Genomic DNA, 15305 nt, shown 5'->3' on the forward strand with positions numbered 1-15305 from the left:
CAGTGTTTTTGTTGTCAATTGGAAATAAAGTGAAAATTTTCCTTTCACATACATGCAAATTGATATCTATATAGCAATTTTTGTATTCGTCTGCGACCCTGTTTTTTTGTAAAGCAGGGTCGCATGCCAAGCCAGTCGCTGGCGCCCTTTTCTATCAGGGGTGCTCTTTTACGCCATAGGGTGCGATGCCAAATGGCCCGTACATAGAGGCAGGATCGTTGCCGCCATAGATGCTGATTTGCCGCAACAGGTCCTCGCGCGTCGCATCTGCAGGCGCATCCAGACTGATTTCCCAGCCCAGCATGGGGTGATCAAGTTTGAAATACTGTTGCACATCGACGCGCGTGCGCTGGCGGAAATTGTCGATCAGAACAGATTGCTGGCCGATGCGGATTTGCACATAGCGCGGCAGGCGGCCCTCATCATTCACGGCCCAGCCGGACAGCCAGATGCGGCCATCAGCCAGCCTTAAATGATCCCAATGCCCGCGCACGCCGGTAAATGGCAGTTGCGGCAAGAGTCGCACCACGCAGGTCTGGTCTTGGTTGGCGGCGGCTGCCTGTGCCGCTAAAAGCTGGCGCCAGCTGTGCGCCATTTGCTGTGCATCTATCTGCGGCGCCATGCCAACGCCAGGGTGGTAAGCCATGATCTGCACAGGGCAATACCCGGCTTGTTGCAAAGCCTCGCGCAAGGCGGCGTGATATTCCAAAGGCAAAAAAGCATCCAGCGCAAAATCCTGGCCTTGCGCCTGTTGCAACCAATACGCCAACAGACGCGGCAATAAGCCTTGCGTCAGCACACGGCGCATGGCGGCGTCGAGTTGGGCTGGATTGAAATCCTGACGCACCGCTTGCGCCAGCTGCACATCGGCGGCGTCGCCCTGCTCTGCCGCCAGGGCCAGCATACTCTGGTCGCCGGAAATCAGGCAGCATTGCTGTTGCGCAAACAAGGCGCGGCTGATGGTGCTTTTGCCGCTGCCGGGAATTTGCAACATCAGCCAGGCAAATGGCAAACGGCGGCGCAGGTGGAACACATGGCGCGGGATCGGATCGCCGGCTTGCGCCACGCTAGGCCCGACTTCTTTCCAGACCCAGGGTGCGAAAGTCTGGTGGATTTGGCCCCAGGTCGGATACAGACAAACATCGCGCGAGCGCGCCACTTCCTGCCATTGTGCGTGCTCGCCCGCCGCCACGCCGATTTCCAACACCAGCACGCCGCCGGGGCTTAAGGCCGACATCAGGCGCGTAATCAGCTCCGTCTGGTCGGTGGCGTAATGCAGGGAGGAAGTGAGCAGGATCAGATCAAATTCGCCGGGCGGCAATTGCTCCCAGCTTTGCACGATAAATTGCAGGCCGGGATAGCTTGAGGCCGGAAAACGTTGCCGGGCGCGTGCAATAAAATCGGGGTTGATGTCGATTCCGATCACTTCGCGCGCGCCGGCATACTGCGCATAGGCGGAAAAATAGCCTTCATTACAACCCAGATCCAGCACCCGGGCGCCGCTCAGCGCTGGCAGACGCAAGGCTTGCAATTTAGCCTGGCTGTCTGAATCGCCAGCCTGGCCGGGAAAACTCTGGTATGCCATATCTTGTCCTTACAGTTGCGCCAGTAAATCGAGCTGGCGTTGCAAACACCAATCGTGTTCAATTCTTTGCAAAAATTTGGCCTGACGCGCCACCGGCGGCCTTGCCAGCTCTTCACAAATCGCCTCGGCAAAGCCTTTGTGATCAAAAAAGCCGACCGTGCGCACGCCCAGTTCCTCGGCAAATTCAAGCACCGGCTGGGTGGCGGAGGCGATCAGCGGCGCGCCTGAAATCGCAGTTTCCAAAAACGACCAGGACAATACAAACGGTGTGGTCCAATAGGCATGCACTTTGCTCACTTGCAACAAGTCAAGATACGTGCCGTATGGCACTTTGCCGACAAAATGGACGCGGCTTAAATCAATCCCCTCGCCCACTTCGCGCAACATATGTTCGCGCCAGGTCAGATTGCCGGGCAAGCGCGCGCCGTAGCTGACATCGTCGCCGCCCACCACCACCACGCGCGCTTTTTTGCGCTTTTTGAGAATGTGCGGCAGGCTGCGCATGAAAATATGAAAGCCGCGCACCGCTTCCAGATTGCGCGCCACATAGGTCAAAATTTCCGCGCCGGGGCCGAATTCCTGCAACTGCCCTTCGCGTCCAAGACGGATGCGGGCGTCTGCGCGCGGTTGCAAGCGATCGCTGCGGATGCCGTCATGAATCACAGAAATCTTGTTGTGGGCCCAGGCCGGATACGTGCTTTTTTGCCACTCGGTCGGCGAAATCGCTGCGTCGGCAATATCCAAGGCATGCAGATTGGCGTTATTTTTCAGGCGCAATATGCATTGTTTATCAAAGGTCATTTGCGGCAATTCAGGGTCAAAGCCGACATCCCGCCCTTCCATGCCGTAGAAAAATTCGCAATACATCACGACTTTGGCGCGCGGAAAAACGTCTTTGAGAAACAGCGGTTCGCCCCAGCCGGGATGCGCCACAATAATGTCAGGCGTAAAACCGCTGTGCTTGAGCTGCATGGCTTTGGCGGCGCATGCTTCGCCGCGCAACACCTTGCTTTCCATGTCTTGCAACATCGGATGCACTTGCTCAGCCGGACGGCGCAGCAGATTGTAATGATGGACTTCAACCTTGGCCGGGGCCGGGTTTTTATTCATCGCCAGCGCCACTACGCGATTGCCGGGCCGCTCCGCCAAGGCTTGAGAAAGATGGACAAACTGGCCAGGGAAATTCTGGTGGATAAATAAATAATTCATGCTGAAACTTTAGCTAATTCATCGAAAATGGCCGGGTCAATATCCGGCATCGTCGCCAGGGCCCATAAATCCCAGCGCTTACCTTCAATCACGCGCACCTCGTCAAAGCCGGCTTCGGCCAGCGCCTGTCCCAGGGTGTCGGCAGTGAAGCCGCAACGGTGCGCCATGTACACCTTGCCTGCCGCCAGTGAATCCTGATGGCCAAACAACATATCAATCGGGCGGATCGGGCCGCAGGGCGCTTCATACAAGGTGTTTTCCAGATTACCGGACAGAATCTGGCGCGCAATCGCGCGCAGATCCGGCAAGGTGATCAAGGCAAAGCCATCGCTTTTCAAAACGCGCCGGAATTCAGCCAGCGCCAGCGGCACTTGATAGGCTTCCAGATGCTCCAGATTGTGCGATGACCAAACCGCATCGACGCAAGCGTCTTGCACCACGGATAAATCGGTGATGCTGGCCACCACATCCGGCTCCACCGCCGGGTCAATGTCCAGACGCACTTCGCGCCATTGCGGATTTCTGAAGCAGGCCGGCAGGCGCTCCGGCGCCGCGCGTCCGCAACCGACATGCAAGACATAGCGCAACTCAGCCGTGCTGCTGGAATGCGCATGCGGATCGAGCGCAAGGCCGGATTCAAGATAAGGACTGGGGAGGCTGTGAGAAACCGGGATGTCCAGTTCTGCCGGATTGGCGGGATGCATCATGTCTCCTTCAGATCGTATGTCAAACGGGCCGGCCAGGCGTCCAGCGCGGGGCGCAGCAAGCGTGCGCGCGGCGGCAGCGCCAGCCCGGAAAAAGATGGGGCCTGGGCCTCAAGATTGAGCGCCGGATGATAGGCCGGATCGCTTTGCAGCGCTGCGCCCCAGCGTTGGCGCAGGGCGTAAATTTCGCGCCGCGCGCGGGCTTTTTTCTGCATGCTGTCTTCATGTCCCCGGGTTGCGGATTCGGCGTGCAAGAGACAAGCTTGCGCCGTCCACAACACCGCCCCGCCCTGCTGCCGCAGGCGCAAACACAGATCGACATCATTAAAAGCGACCGGGAAAGCCTGCTCATCAAAGCCGCCGAGCGCCTCAAACGCGCTGCGCCGCACCAGCATGCAGGCGGCGGTGACGCAGCTGACGCGGCAATCCAGCTGATTGCGGCCAAAGGCGCCGGGTTCGGTTTCATGCCAGCAATTGCCGTAGTGGCCGGCGACATCAGCCACGCCGAGCAACACGCCGCCATGCTGCACCATGCCATTGGGCCAGAGCAATTTGGCGCCGACCGCAGCCACGCCGGGCAGGCGCAGGCGTTGCTGCATGGCGTCCAGCCATCCGGGGTGCAGGGCTTGCACATCATTATTTAAAAACAGCAGACTGTCGCCGCGCGCGGCAGCGGCGGCTTGATTATTGATGCGGGAAAAATTAAACGCGCCCGGACAGGAAATGATGCGCACCCCCTGCTTGCGCCAGGCGGCAAAGGCTTGCAGCGTTTCCGGCTCGCGGCTGTCATTGTCGGCAATCAGAATTTCATAGGGCGCCTGATTGGCGTATTGGCGCAGGCTGTCCAGGCAGCTCTGCAGCAAGGACAAGGCGTCGCGCGTGGGGATAATGATGGAAATCAATTCCGCCGCCGCAACTTTGGGCCAATGCAAGCTGCGCATCGCATACCAATCGCCATCGCTCTCCACAATCCGGCGCGGCGGCAACACCGAATCCGGCGCCAATGCGGCAATCTGTTGCAAGCTGCGCAAACGCGCGCCCGGCGTATGCTGCTGCAAGATGGCTTGTGCGGCCCCGGCGCGGGCGATTCTTTCTTCTCGTGGCAGCGGGCGCTGCATGCGGTACAGCACATGCGGCCAATGCGCGATATTGTCTTGCGCGGCCGCCAGACAGCGCCAGCTCCAGGCCGGCAAGGCAGTCCAATCAGCCAGTTTTTCCAATTTGCCGGCCTGCGCCAAGGCCAGCGCGGCGCGGCACATCAGACCTTCCAGCGCCATATCGCTGGCCAGGGCATAGTCCAGATTCCAGGCCGGTTTCAACCAGGCTTGCCAATCCGCACCCTGCGCATGTTCACTGTCGGCATATACCGCATCGGCCTGACTCAGGCACAGCGCCTGCCATAATTGCAGGCATGCCGCCGGACGTAAGCTGTCGCCGGCGCGCAGGCACAACATGGCTTGCGCCTGCGCCAAATCTTGCAACAGGTCGGGTTTGGCGGCATGCTTGGCGCGCAGCTTTTGCGGCTCTGGCGACAGGCGCCGCCAGCCTTCCTCATCCAAGCGCCAGATAATGCAAGTGACGCCGCTTTGCGCCAGACTGTGCAAACTGCTCTGCCAATCGGCTTGCGCCGGGCCATACAGCACGACCACGATGGCGGCGGGGGCGGCGGCGGGCAACAAATCGCTGCGCGCGCCCCAATCCCAGTCGCTGCGCCAGTCCGCATAGGCCGGCCAGCCCAGGCTGTGCGGCGCATAGCGCTGATATTGCTGCAGCAAGGCTTGCATGCTCTGCTCTCCTTGCGGCGGCGGCGCGTACAGGCAAACATCGAGCGGACTGCCGGGCAATTCTTCGCCGTCCGCTGTCTGCACCCGCACCCGGTGCAAGCCGCCATCGGCCAAACTGGCCGGCAAATCAAGCACGAAACCATGGTGTCCCAGTTTCAAACCTCGCATCGCAGGATGCCAGCTGTCCGCCTTGCCCTGCGCCAGCAAACGCTGGCCTTGCCAGGCTTGCACTTGCACAATGCGGTCGGGGTAATGCGGGTCGCGCGCCCATCCCAGCAAACGCAGGCCGCCATCCGAAAACACCAATTGCCGCCAACCGCTCTGAGCGGCTTGCACTTGCTTGAGCGGCCAGGGCCGGCCCAGCATCGGGCCGCCATTGGCGACGCGTAATTGCAAATCGCCGCTGCTTTGCATAAAGCGCGACAGATCCAGCACAAAACCATGACACTCGTCGGCCTGACCGCAATCCGGCAAGCCCGGATGATGGCAATCCGCCAGCAGGATTTGCACCAGCTCGCCATCCAGCAACACTTCCAGCGTGACGCGTTGCTGCGGTTGCGCGCAATTCACGGCCCAGCCATACAACAGGCCGTCGGCGCATGCTTCAATGTCTCCGCGCCACGCGCTCATGCGGCGCGCTCCTTTTTGCGGCGCCTGCTTGGGGCGATTTTCAGCGCTTGTAAGATTTGCAGCGCACTGTGTTGTGGTGCGGGACACAATACTTCACCGTCCCAATCCGGCATGGCGCCATGCAAGGCGGGCGCAGCCGGGGCCGGCGCATGCAGGAGCGCGTGACAATTCAGTAAGCGCATGCAGTCGGCGGGTTTGAGCAGACTGCTGTGGGCTTGCGGCGGCAGGATCAAGGCCACCCCACTGCGCCACAGGTTTTCTTCGGCTTCGCCAAACACCAGCAGGCGCCATTCCGGATAAGCGCCCAGCGCGTGCGCCAAGGCCAAAACTTGCGCCTCCCATTGCACTTCATGCGGCCTGAGCCATACCGCCAGCCAGCGCAAAGAGCTGGCCCCGGCTGGCGCTATGGCGCCATGGGCGCGCCCGGCCTGCTGTATCTGCGCTTGCAACCAGTCATTCGCTTGCGGCCAGGCTTGCAGCGCGTCAAATAATGCCTGACGCACCGTGCTCAAGGGGTCATGACGCAAGAAACGCCGCCACTCGTTCCAGTAATCCGGCCAGCGGCCCTGCAAGGCCAGTTTGTTTTGCCGCACCCGAACGCTTTTTTCAATCCCGAAAGAAACCCCGCCGGCATGCGCCACAAAGGCGCGCGGACACAGCATGATGCGCCAGCCGGCGCGCCGCGCGCGCATGCACCAATCCACTTCTTCACCATAACCGCGCTGCAATAAGCTGCCATCCAAGCCGCCCACATCCAGAATCGCTTCCTGTTTATACATGATGCAAAAACCGCAGGCTGCAGGCAGGGGGTAAAGGGTGTCGGGCAGGCTGGCGGCGGCTTGCTGCAGTGCATCCAATTGCGCCGCATCAGGCTCGGCCACGCTGTGCGCCAGCCAGGGGAAGCTGCTGATCTCGCCATTATTAGACCAGGGCGTGACCGCGCCGATATCGCCAGCGCTGTGCAAACTCTGACGCAGGCGCAATAAGGCGTCGCCAGCGACGCGCGTATCGGCATTGAGCATCAGCACATCGCCAAGCTCTGCACCGTATTCTTCCTGCATGGTTTGCAAGGCGCGATTGACGTTTTCCAGAAAACCCAGATTGCGCGGATTGTGCAGCAGGCGGATACGGCAGGCCGTGGCTTCCTGCTGCAAATATGCGTGCAGCCCGGCTTCATGCACCGCATCGGCGGCGATCCAGATTGAAAAGCTGGCCGCCGCCAGCGGCGCGCAGGCGTACAAGGATTCCAGACAGGCGCGCACCTGCTCCACGCCGGCATGCACCGGCAGTAAAATGCGCAAGGGACGTTTAAACATTTTGCTGCGCGGCCCCAGCGCTGCTTTGGCGGCGCGGCGCTTTTTATCCGGCCCCTGCATGACGCCCGGCAGCAAGGGGGCAAAGGCCAGCGGCGAGCCGGACAGGCTTTGCCCGGCCAGATTCAGCGCATACACCGGATCACCCGGCGGCAAGGCTGACAGCGGGATCCGGATCTGCCCATCTTGCGGCCAAGCCACTTCCATGCTCTGCGTGTGATTTTGTATGCGCAAGGGGGGTAAGCAATAGCCATCTTGCAAAATGCTGGCGCGGGCATGCAGCACATCGCCTTCGCGCCAGCAAACGGCTGCATAAGATTGCCCAAGTTTGCGCAAGAGTTGCAAGTGCGCTTGGGCGGCGTTGGCGCGCATGGCTTGCGGCAAGCAGCACAGCAAAAGGCGGCGCGCCTCGTCCTGTTGTCCTGCGCCAGCCAATTGCTCTGCGCAAGCCAGTTGTAAATCGGGAAAATCGGGTTCGGCGGCAAAGGCTTTGCGCCAAGCCTCAAGTTGTAATGCCGGCCAATGTGCTTGCAGAATACGGGCGCGCAAGATGGCGGCAAGGCCCAAAGAAGGCAAGCGGCGGCACACGGTTTCACTCAGCACCAAGGCATACGCTGCATCGCCCTGGGCAAACGCCTGCAAGGCCTGCTGCAATAAGGCTTCATCGCGCTGGGTATCGCTGCACAAACGGCGCGTCCAAGCAGAAGCGCTCTGCGCTTCACTGCCTTTGCCCGCCTGTGTCAGCTTGGAATGGCTGGCGCCATCCGGATTGGCTGTACTTTTCAAAGGCTATCACTCAGTTGCGGGAAAACTGCCGCGCTTGACGCGGCCCGGCTATGCGGCGTCCACACTGTGAGCAGACTGGCTGCGATAGATGCGCACAACATCTGCAATGCTGGAAGACAAGGCCGCTGAAACACTTGCAAAATAAACATATCGCAAAAAAAGCAAAGCCACATGCGCAGCTGCGCATGTGGTTTTGTTCTTACGCTGAAAAACCAGCCACCCTGCAATTGCCAGGATGGCCGATTGATCAGATGATGCCGGAAACGATGGAGACGTTACCGATAACCTGCGCTTCAGTGTGGATCGTGCCGGCAATATTCTGGGCGCCGAGTTGCGAGAACTGAACGATGAGGTCAGCACGCGTCGATCCATTGGCCAAAGCATCCGTCCAGTAAGCAATACCGGAAGCTTCACCATCACGGCCAAAGGTGTTTTGATACAGACCATTGACGAAGTCGGTGTTGGACAACGCAGCCTTGGCAGCAAACTCAGCCGATGCGGTAAAGGCAGAAGCGATTTGCTTGAGCGTTGCGCCGCCGCGACCGAGATCGAACCAGTAGTCCAGACCGCCAGCATCGGCAGTACGGCCAAACGCGGTTTCGTACAGGGTGGAAATAGCCGCTTCCACGGAATCCTTGGCGAATACCAGGGCCTTGCCGCCATCGAGCTGCACGTACTGGATCTTGCTGATATCGGTCACTTTGGTAGTGGTCTTATCAGTCACCACAGCATGGCCGTTGTTCACGGTCACAGTGTAGTTGGTAGCGCTGCCGCCCAGCTTGACCACCGCATAATCGCCGGAACCGCCGGTAATTGTGCTGTTGCCCAAGCCAGCCTGCACCGTATCCACGCCGGAGCCGGTAGTAACTGAGGAATCACCCGAACCCAGAATAATCTGAGTATTGCGCGCGTCAGCAACGATGATCTTGTCGTTACCGGCGGTGCCGACCACGATACGGTCAACTTTACCCGGATCGCTGGCAGGCACGCTCACGCCATCGTTCAGGGTGGCGATCACACCGCCCTTGCCCTGGAAGATCACCACAGGCGCATTCGTCGGCGGCTTGATGGTGGTCGGCGCGGTGTCCGAAGACGGGATGTACACCACTTCCGTGCCGGATGCCACGGTCACATTACCGCTTGCATCAGGTTCAGCTGTGGTGATGGTGACTTTGTCATCGCCGGTCTTGGTTGTTAAATTCAAAATCTTACTGATCGTATCGTCAGTAAAGATTACCGGTGACGCATTTTTCAGAGCATCTGAAACTACTGTTGTGTCTGAATCATACATAGCAAAACTCTCCTATTGGACTGTTACGCTGGGGCCAAAAAGGCGGGCATCATGCAGACTGCTTGTTGTATAACAAACCGCTGCATCATGCCTGCCTGGACTTTGCTGATCTGCTGCCAGCTTTTTTGCTTTCCTTCGCTTCTGTGACGCCCTCCCTGGCCGCTTTGCCACGGTACACCCGGGTCTTGGCGGTGTCATTCCAGGGATTGCGCTTTGCTCCCGCAGCGACTGTTTTAAGACAAATCGCAGTCAAGTGTTCCATGCCGCTCGGCCCACCCAGCGGCATGCCGGACTCAACCGGCACCTGAAACCCGCCAGAAAACGTCGCCATACCATCCAATTGGTATGCCGAAGCCTGTGGGCCTATCAGTGTAAACGTGACTTCTGTGATCCGGCGCGCTTCTCCGCGCGTGCCGCAAAATCCGCCTGTGTGCACCACCGGGGTGGCGCCATATCCTTCGATTGAAACGTTGTAGGCCAAATCGACGCCTTCCGGCTTGTCCGGCCACATCAACTGAAAGCCTTCCAGGCGCAGACCATCGTCCGGCTTGCCCAAAATCTGGCCTTCCGCCGCCACCACATCGCCTTCGCGTTCGATATGGCCGATGATGCTGATGCCGTGCGGCCCGATTTCTATCGGGCGCGGCGGGCTGGTCAGGGTGGAAGCGGCTGGCGCGCCTGGCGCAGCCTGAGGCAATGCAGCCGCACCGCCAGCGTCAAGGCCGATGCGGTCAACCCGCAGTTCAACGCTGTTTGTCAGTGGGGTGGCGGAGATGGCGGTCACGAGCAGTTCCGCCGGCGCATGCTGAATCAGCATGACGATGCAGTCGGCGCCATTGCGCAGCAAACTGCCATGAGTATTCGGGGTGGCGAGCATTTCAATTTGCGCAAGGCAATTCGGCCCGCGCGTTACAGAAAGGCTGACGCCTTCAGTCTTGGGGTGGCGCAGCACATACAGACCTGGCTGCAAATTGACAATTGAGCTGGAGATTTCCATTTTCCTCTTTTCGCTTATCAAACCCGGGACAGTCACTTTTTTACGCTCCGTCCCTGTTTTCACATTTTTGCGGCGCGGATGCATTTGCATTTCGGGCGCCGGCTCACTTTTCCGGGTTTGCTGCACTGCAGTTAGCATAGCGCTTTTTTTCAGCCCTATGCAAGGATTATAGGCAATAAGGGCGAATTTCAAGCTGATTTTCAACGCCTCATCCATGCATTTCTGTGGATAACTTTCCAGAGAAAAATACGGGACCGGAGTGAAATGCCGCAGCTTGCGCCGCCCCCTGCGTCCCGTTGCCAAAGCCCACCACAGTAAAGCTCAACAGGGCGCATGATACGCCGCTTTTGCTTACTGTTCGCGCATTTGCTTCAATTTCTGTTTCAACTGTGGCATTACTGCAAACGCTGCCTGCTCTCCTGCCAAAATCGCCTGATTGCGTGAGGCGAAATCACTGCCTTTCATGGTTCCCAAGGCGGGTTGAATCACAATGTCGGCCTCTTTCAGCTCATGGTGATTCAAACGCTTGCCCATGATGGCGAAGGTCTGCAACAGGATATCAAGTGAGCTGTTGGCGCTTTGCGCTTCCGGCTGCGAGGATATATTCACCGCGATCACCAGATCCGCCCCCATTTCACGGGCGTGACGCACCGGCACCGGGGCCACCAAGCCGCCGTCCACATACGATTTTTCGCCGATTTTCACAGGTTGAAACACTGAGGGTACGGAGGAGGATGCGCGCACCGCCATGCCGGTGTTGCCGCGCCGGAATAAGACCGGATCGCCGTTATGCAAATCGGTGGCGACGGCGCCAAACGGGATTTTCATCTTTTCCAGCGGTTGTTCTTTGACCGCCTTATTTATATAGGTTTGCAGCGCTTCGCCTTTGAGCACGCCGCTGGCCTTGGCAAACAGCGGCACGGTCCAGTCAGTGATGCCGGCCTCGTCCATTTCCAGCGCCATTTTTTGCAAGGCGAAGCCATTATTGCCGGCGGCGTACAGTGCGCCGACCACGCTGCCGGCGCTGGTGCCGACCACCACGTCCGGCACAATGCCCTGCTGTTCCAATACTTTGATAACGCCGATATGGGCAAAGCCGCGCGCTGCGCCACCGCCCAGGGCCAGGCCGATTTTGACTTTTTTGATTTGCTTTAGCGCCGCCGGCGTTTGCACAGGCGCCTGCACCGGGGCTTCAGTGGTCTTGCATGCGGAAAGGGAGAGCGCGATGCCGGCCAACAGACTCAAACTGATGCGCTTGCTGAAACGGCGGCGGGAAAGGCAGGAATCCATGCGAAACGCTTATCAAAACAGAAAGGCGGCAGTATATCCCAGATTATCTGCACTTACCAGCCGCCCGGATTTCACAAACTGTCCCGCATTACTCAGTTGCCCCATCCTGCCATAGTGCAGCCACATCAAAGCGGGCGGCAAATGTGGAGCCGCGCCCGGGTTCTGAGGTAATCTGCAATTGGCCATGATGGCGCAACAGTACGTGTTTGACGATGGCCAAGCCCAGGCCGGTGCCTTGCGAATCGCGTGAGCGTCCTTTATCAACCCGGTAAAAGCGCTCCGTCAAACGCGGGATATGTTTGTATTCGATGCCAATGCCGCTATCCTGCACCGCAAAGCAGGCCCCTGCCCCGTCGCGCGTCCAGCGCAATACAATCTGCCCGCCGTCCTGGGTGTAGCGCACCGCATTTGAGGCCAGATTGCCAAACGCGCTGTGCAATTCTTCCAGACTGCCGCACAAGTCCGGGGCCGCCGCATCGTACTCCAGGCTGATTTGATGCCGCCCTTGCGACAGAGCTTGCGCATCTTGCAAGAGTTGTTGACAGAGCGCGCTCATTTGCACGCGCTCAGAGCGCGGCGTATGTTCGACAGATTCCAGGCGCGACAAGGTGAGCATATCGGCCACCAGGTTTTGCATGCGGTTGGCCTGTTCTGTCATTAATTTCAGATGCGCCAGGCGCACGTTTTCATCCAGATCCGGTTGCGCCAGAGCGATTTCCAAAAAGCCCACAATCACCGTCAGCGGGGTGCGCAATTCATGGGAGGCGTTGGCGATAAAATCGCGCCGCACGCGTTCAATCCGGTCGAGTTCGGTAATGTCGTGCGTGACCAGAATCTGACGCCGGTTTTCAAACGGAATCACATGCACCACCAGGCGGCGTTCGCGCTGACTGAGCATTAAGGGTTGTTCGTAACGCCCCAGTACGATGTAATCAATGAAATCCGGATGACGCACCAGATTGGTGACGCGCATGCCGGCGTCACGTTCATATTGCAGCCCCAGATGTTGCTCCGCCGCCGGATTGCACCACTCCAGAAACAGCACATCGTCCATAATCGCCACGCCATCCGGCAGCAGATACATGGCCTGGCGGAAGCGCGCCAGCCATTCCGACAACTCGGCCTGATTGCGTTCGTCGTCGCGGCGCAGGCGGTATAAGCGGGCAAAAATGCCGGTCCATGCGCCCCAGCCATCCGGCAATTTGGCGGAGGCCGGTTCATCCAGCCAGGACGAGAGTTGGCGCAGGTAGTGCAGTTGCAGGGCAATCGCGCCCAGCGCCAGCAGCAAGGCGCAGACAAAAAAAGCGGTGCGGCCCCAAAAATAGCCGCACGCCAGCGCTGCCAGCAAAGCGCCTAAAGCGCGAATCGCCACCGGCGCCCAAAACACGACTCTAGGATTCATTGATGCCTTATTTCTCGGACAGCATATAGCCCATGCTGCGCACGGTTTTGATCAAATGCTCGCAATCTTTGAGCGCTTTGCGCAGGCGCAAAACATGCACATCCACGGTGCGCTCTTCAATCACCACATGGTCGCCCCAGACTTTATCGAGCAGCTGGCTGCGCGAGAATACGCGCTCCGGGTTGGCCATGAAGAATTTGAGCAGTTTGTATTCGGCGTGGCCGATATCGATTTTCTGCTCGTCCATCAAGACCTTACAGGCCACCGGGTCAAGCGTGACGCGGCCCACTTGCAACACATTTTGCGCATGCTCCGGGGCTTTGCGGCGCAGCAGCGCGCGCACCCGCGCCTGCAATTCACGCGGACTGAAGGGTTTGGTGACGTAATCATCCGCGCCGCCGTTCAAGCCTGCGATTTTATCTTCTTCCATGCTCTTGGCTGTGAGCATGATGACCGGAATATCATTAAATTGACGGTCAGCGCGGACTTTGGAGAGCAGGCGCAAACCGGATTGATCGGGCAGCATCCAATCCAGCAAAATCAATTGCGGTTTGCGGCGTTGCAAATATTCCCAGGCATCGTTTGCATTGTGCACTGCGCTGGTGTGCCAGCCGGCATCTTTCAAAGAAAAACTGATCAATTCGACAATCGCCGCCTCATCTTCGACGATCAGAATATTGGTTTTATCCACAGCCATGATGTCAGCCCACAGTTTGGTACAGGAATGTTAGCAGGAAGATGCCGCGCCGGCGCCGGCGCGGCAAAACGCATCAGGCAGACTGGCTGTCGGCTGTCTTGCCCAGGCGGGTTGCGGCGTAGTCGGTATGGCGCACATCTTTGCCCTCGACCACGTAAATCACATACTCAGCGATGTTTTTGGCATGGTCGCCGATGCGCTCTAAGGATTTGGCCACCCACATGGTGTCCAGCGCGGCGGAAATCGTGCGCGGATCTTCCATCATATACGTCACCATGCTGCGCATGATGCCGCGATACTCATGGTCGATTTCATCATCCATCGCAATCAGGCGCACTGCCGCTTGCGCATCGAGCCGGGCGAAAGCGTCCAGCGCGTCATGCAACATGGTCGCCGCATTCGCCGCCACCATACGCACAATCGCAAAATGATTAATCAGATTGCCATTATTGCGGGTGGTCAAATCTTTTGCGGTGCGTGCGATTTTGCTGGCTTCATCGCCGATGCGCTCTAAATCCTTGATCATCTTGATGGTCGCCATCACCGCGCGCAAGTCATTCGCCGCCGGCTGACGTTTGACGATCAAATTGCTGCACGCCTCATCAAGTTGCACTTCGAGCTGATTGACCTGGGCATCCGCCTTGATGGCGGCGTCGGCGCGCTCCAGATTGCCGCTGCGAAACGCGGTGGTGGCGTCGAGCAGCTGGGTTTCCACCATGCCGCCCATGAGCAGCACGCGCGAGCGTATCGATTCCAGATCCAGGTCGTATTGTTTGGAGGAGTGTTCTCCCATCATGATCTTGCTTCTCCTGTGAGGGCAGGCTTTAGCCAAAGCGCCCGGTAATATAGTCTTCAGTTTCTTTTTTTGCCGGATGCATGAAAATCTGATCCGTTTCACCAAACTCGATCAACTTGCCCAGATACATAAATGCAGTGTAGTCCGAGCAGCGCGCCGCCTGCTGCATATTGTGGGTGACGATGGCGATGGTGTATTCCTGCTTCAATTCATGAATCAGTTCTTCAATCTTGACCGTGGAAATCGGGTCCAGCGCCGAGGTCGGTTCGTCTAATAACAGCACTTCCGGCTTGACCGCCACCCCGCGCGCGATGCACAAACGCTGCTGCTGGCCGCCGGACAGCGATAAGCCGCTTTTATTGAGCTTATCTTTGACTTCGCCCCACAGCGCAGCTTTTTTCAGCGCCCATTCCACCCGCTCATCCATTTCACCCTTGGACAGGTTTTCATACAGGCGCACGCCGAAAGCGATGTTGTCATACACCGACATCGGGAACGGCGTCGGCTTTTGGAACACCATGCCGATCTTGGCGCGCAGCATATTCACGTCCTGACGGCTGTCGAGAATATTCGCGCCCTGATACAGAATGCTGCCTTCGGCTGTTTGCCCCGGATACAGGTCATACATACGGTTGAAGGTGCGCAGCAGGGTCGATTTGCCGCAGCCGGAGGGGCCGATGAAGGCCGTCACCTTGCGCTCAAAGATCTGCATATTGATATCGTGCAGACTTTGGGTTTTACCGTAGAAAAAGTTCAGTTTCGATACATCCAGCGTCACATTCTGCGCTGTGGTTTGGCTTGCGTGGGTCATTGCGAATCCA

At 58.5% G+C, this 15305-nt stretch carries 12 protein-coding genes; all 12 read right to left on the reverse strand.

What is annotated here, in order from left to right; genetic code table 11:
• Window positions 1–154: 154 nt before the first annotated feature.
• The 12 genes from V8J88_RS11880 to pstB all read right to left on the reverse strand — a co-directional run bounded on the left by V8J88_RS11880 (window position 155) and on the right by pstB (window position 15295).
• Window positions 155–1585, reverse strand: coding sequence for a methyltransferase domain-containing protein (locus tag V8J88_RS11880; protein WP_338849749.1), 1431 nt, complete (start codon window positions 1583–1585; stop codon window positions 155–157).
• 9 nt (window positions 1586–1594) lie between these two features.
• Window positions 1595–2794 carry a glycosyltransferase gene (locus tag V8J88_RS11885; protein ID WP_338849750.1) on the reverse strand — a complete coding sequence of 400 codons (1200 nt, stop codon included), beginning with the start codon at window positions 2792–2794 and terminating at the stop codon, window positions 1595–1597.
• Window positions 2791–3501 (reverse strand): methyltransferase domain-containing protein, encoded by a 711-nt coding sequence (locus tag V8J88_RS11890; protein ID WP_338849751.1) that lies wholly within the window; start codon window positions 3499–3501, stop codon window positions 2791–2793. Before V8J88_RS11890 ends, V8J88_RS11885 begins: the two co-directional genes overlap by 4 nt.
• A complete protein-coding gene (locus V8J88_RS11895; protein WP_338849752.1) occupies window positions 3498–5912 on the reverse strand; it encodes a glycosyltransferase family 2 protein in 2415 nt (804 codons plus the stop codon). Before V8J88_RS11895 ends, V8J88_RS11890 begins: the two co-directional genes overlap by 4 nt.
• Window positions 5909–8011 (reverse strand): glycosyltransferase, encoded by a 2103-nt coding sequence (locus V8J88_RS11900; protein WP_338849753.1) that lies wholly within the window; start codon window positions 8009–8011, stop codon window positions 5909–5911. Before V8J88_RS11900 ends, V8J88_RS11895 begins: the two co-directional genes overlap by 4 nt.
• A 247-nt stretch (window positions 8012–8258) precedes the next feature.
• Window positions 8259–9302 (reverse strand): DUF4214 domain-containing protein, encoded by a 1044-nt coding sequence (locus tag V8J88_RS11905; RefSeq protein WP_338849754.1) that lies wholly within the window; start codon window positions 9300–9302, stop codon window positions 8259–8261.
• 85 nt (window positions 9303–9387) lie between these two features.
• Complete coding sequence (locus V8J88_RS11910; protein ID WP_338849755.1) at window positions 9388–10299, reverse strand: hypothetical protein; 912 nt, start codon at window positions 10297–10299, stop codon at window positions 9388–9390.
• A gap of 351 nt (window positions 10300–10650) precedes the next feature.
• The gene (locus tag V8J88_RS11915; protein WP_338849756.1) at window positions 10651–11589 is read right to left on the reverse strand and encodes a patatin-like phospholipase family protein; all 939 of its coding nucleotides are present in this window, start codon (window positions 11587–11589) and stop codon (window positions 10651–10653) included.
• 88 nt (window positions 11590–11677) lie between these two features.
• Window positions 11678–12991, reverse strand: coding sequence for a phosphate regulon sensor histidine kinase PhoR (phoR, locus tag V8J88_RS11920; protein WP_338849757.1), 1314 nt, complete (start codon window positions 12989–12991; stop codon window positions 11678–11680).
• A 7-nt stretch (window positions 12992–12998) separates the two neighbouring features.
• Complete coding sequence (gene phoB, locus V8J88_RS11925) at window positions 12999–13688, reverse strand: phosphate regulon transcriptional regulator PhoB (RefSeq protein WP_338849758.1); 690 nt, start codon at window positions 13686–13688, stop codon at window positions 12999–13001.
• Window positions 13689–13761: 73 nt separating this feature from the next.
• Window positions 13762–14484 (reverse strand): phosphate signaling complex protein PhoU, encoded by a 723-nt coding sequence (gene phoU / locus V8J88_RS11930; RefSeq protein WP_338849759.1) that lies wholly within the window; start codon window positions 14482–14484, stop codon window positions 13762–13764.
• Between the two features lie 28 nt (window positions 14485–14512).
• Complete coding sequence (gene pstB / locus V8J88_RS11935; protein WP_338849760.1) at window positions 14513–15295, reverse strand: phosphate ABC transporter ATP-binding protein PstB; 783 nt, start codon at window positions 15293–15295, stop codon at window positions 14513–14515.
• Window positions 15296–15305: the final 10 nt, after the last annotated feature.

The organism is Massilia sp. W12, from assembly GCF_037300705.1.
Taxonomy (GTDB): Bacteria; Pseudomonadota; Gammaproteobacteria; order Burkholderiales; family Burkholderiaceae_D; genus JACPVY01.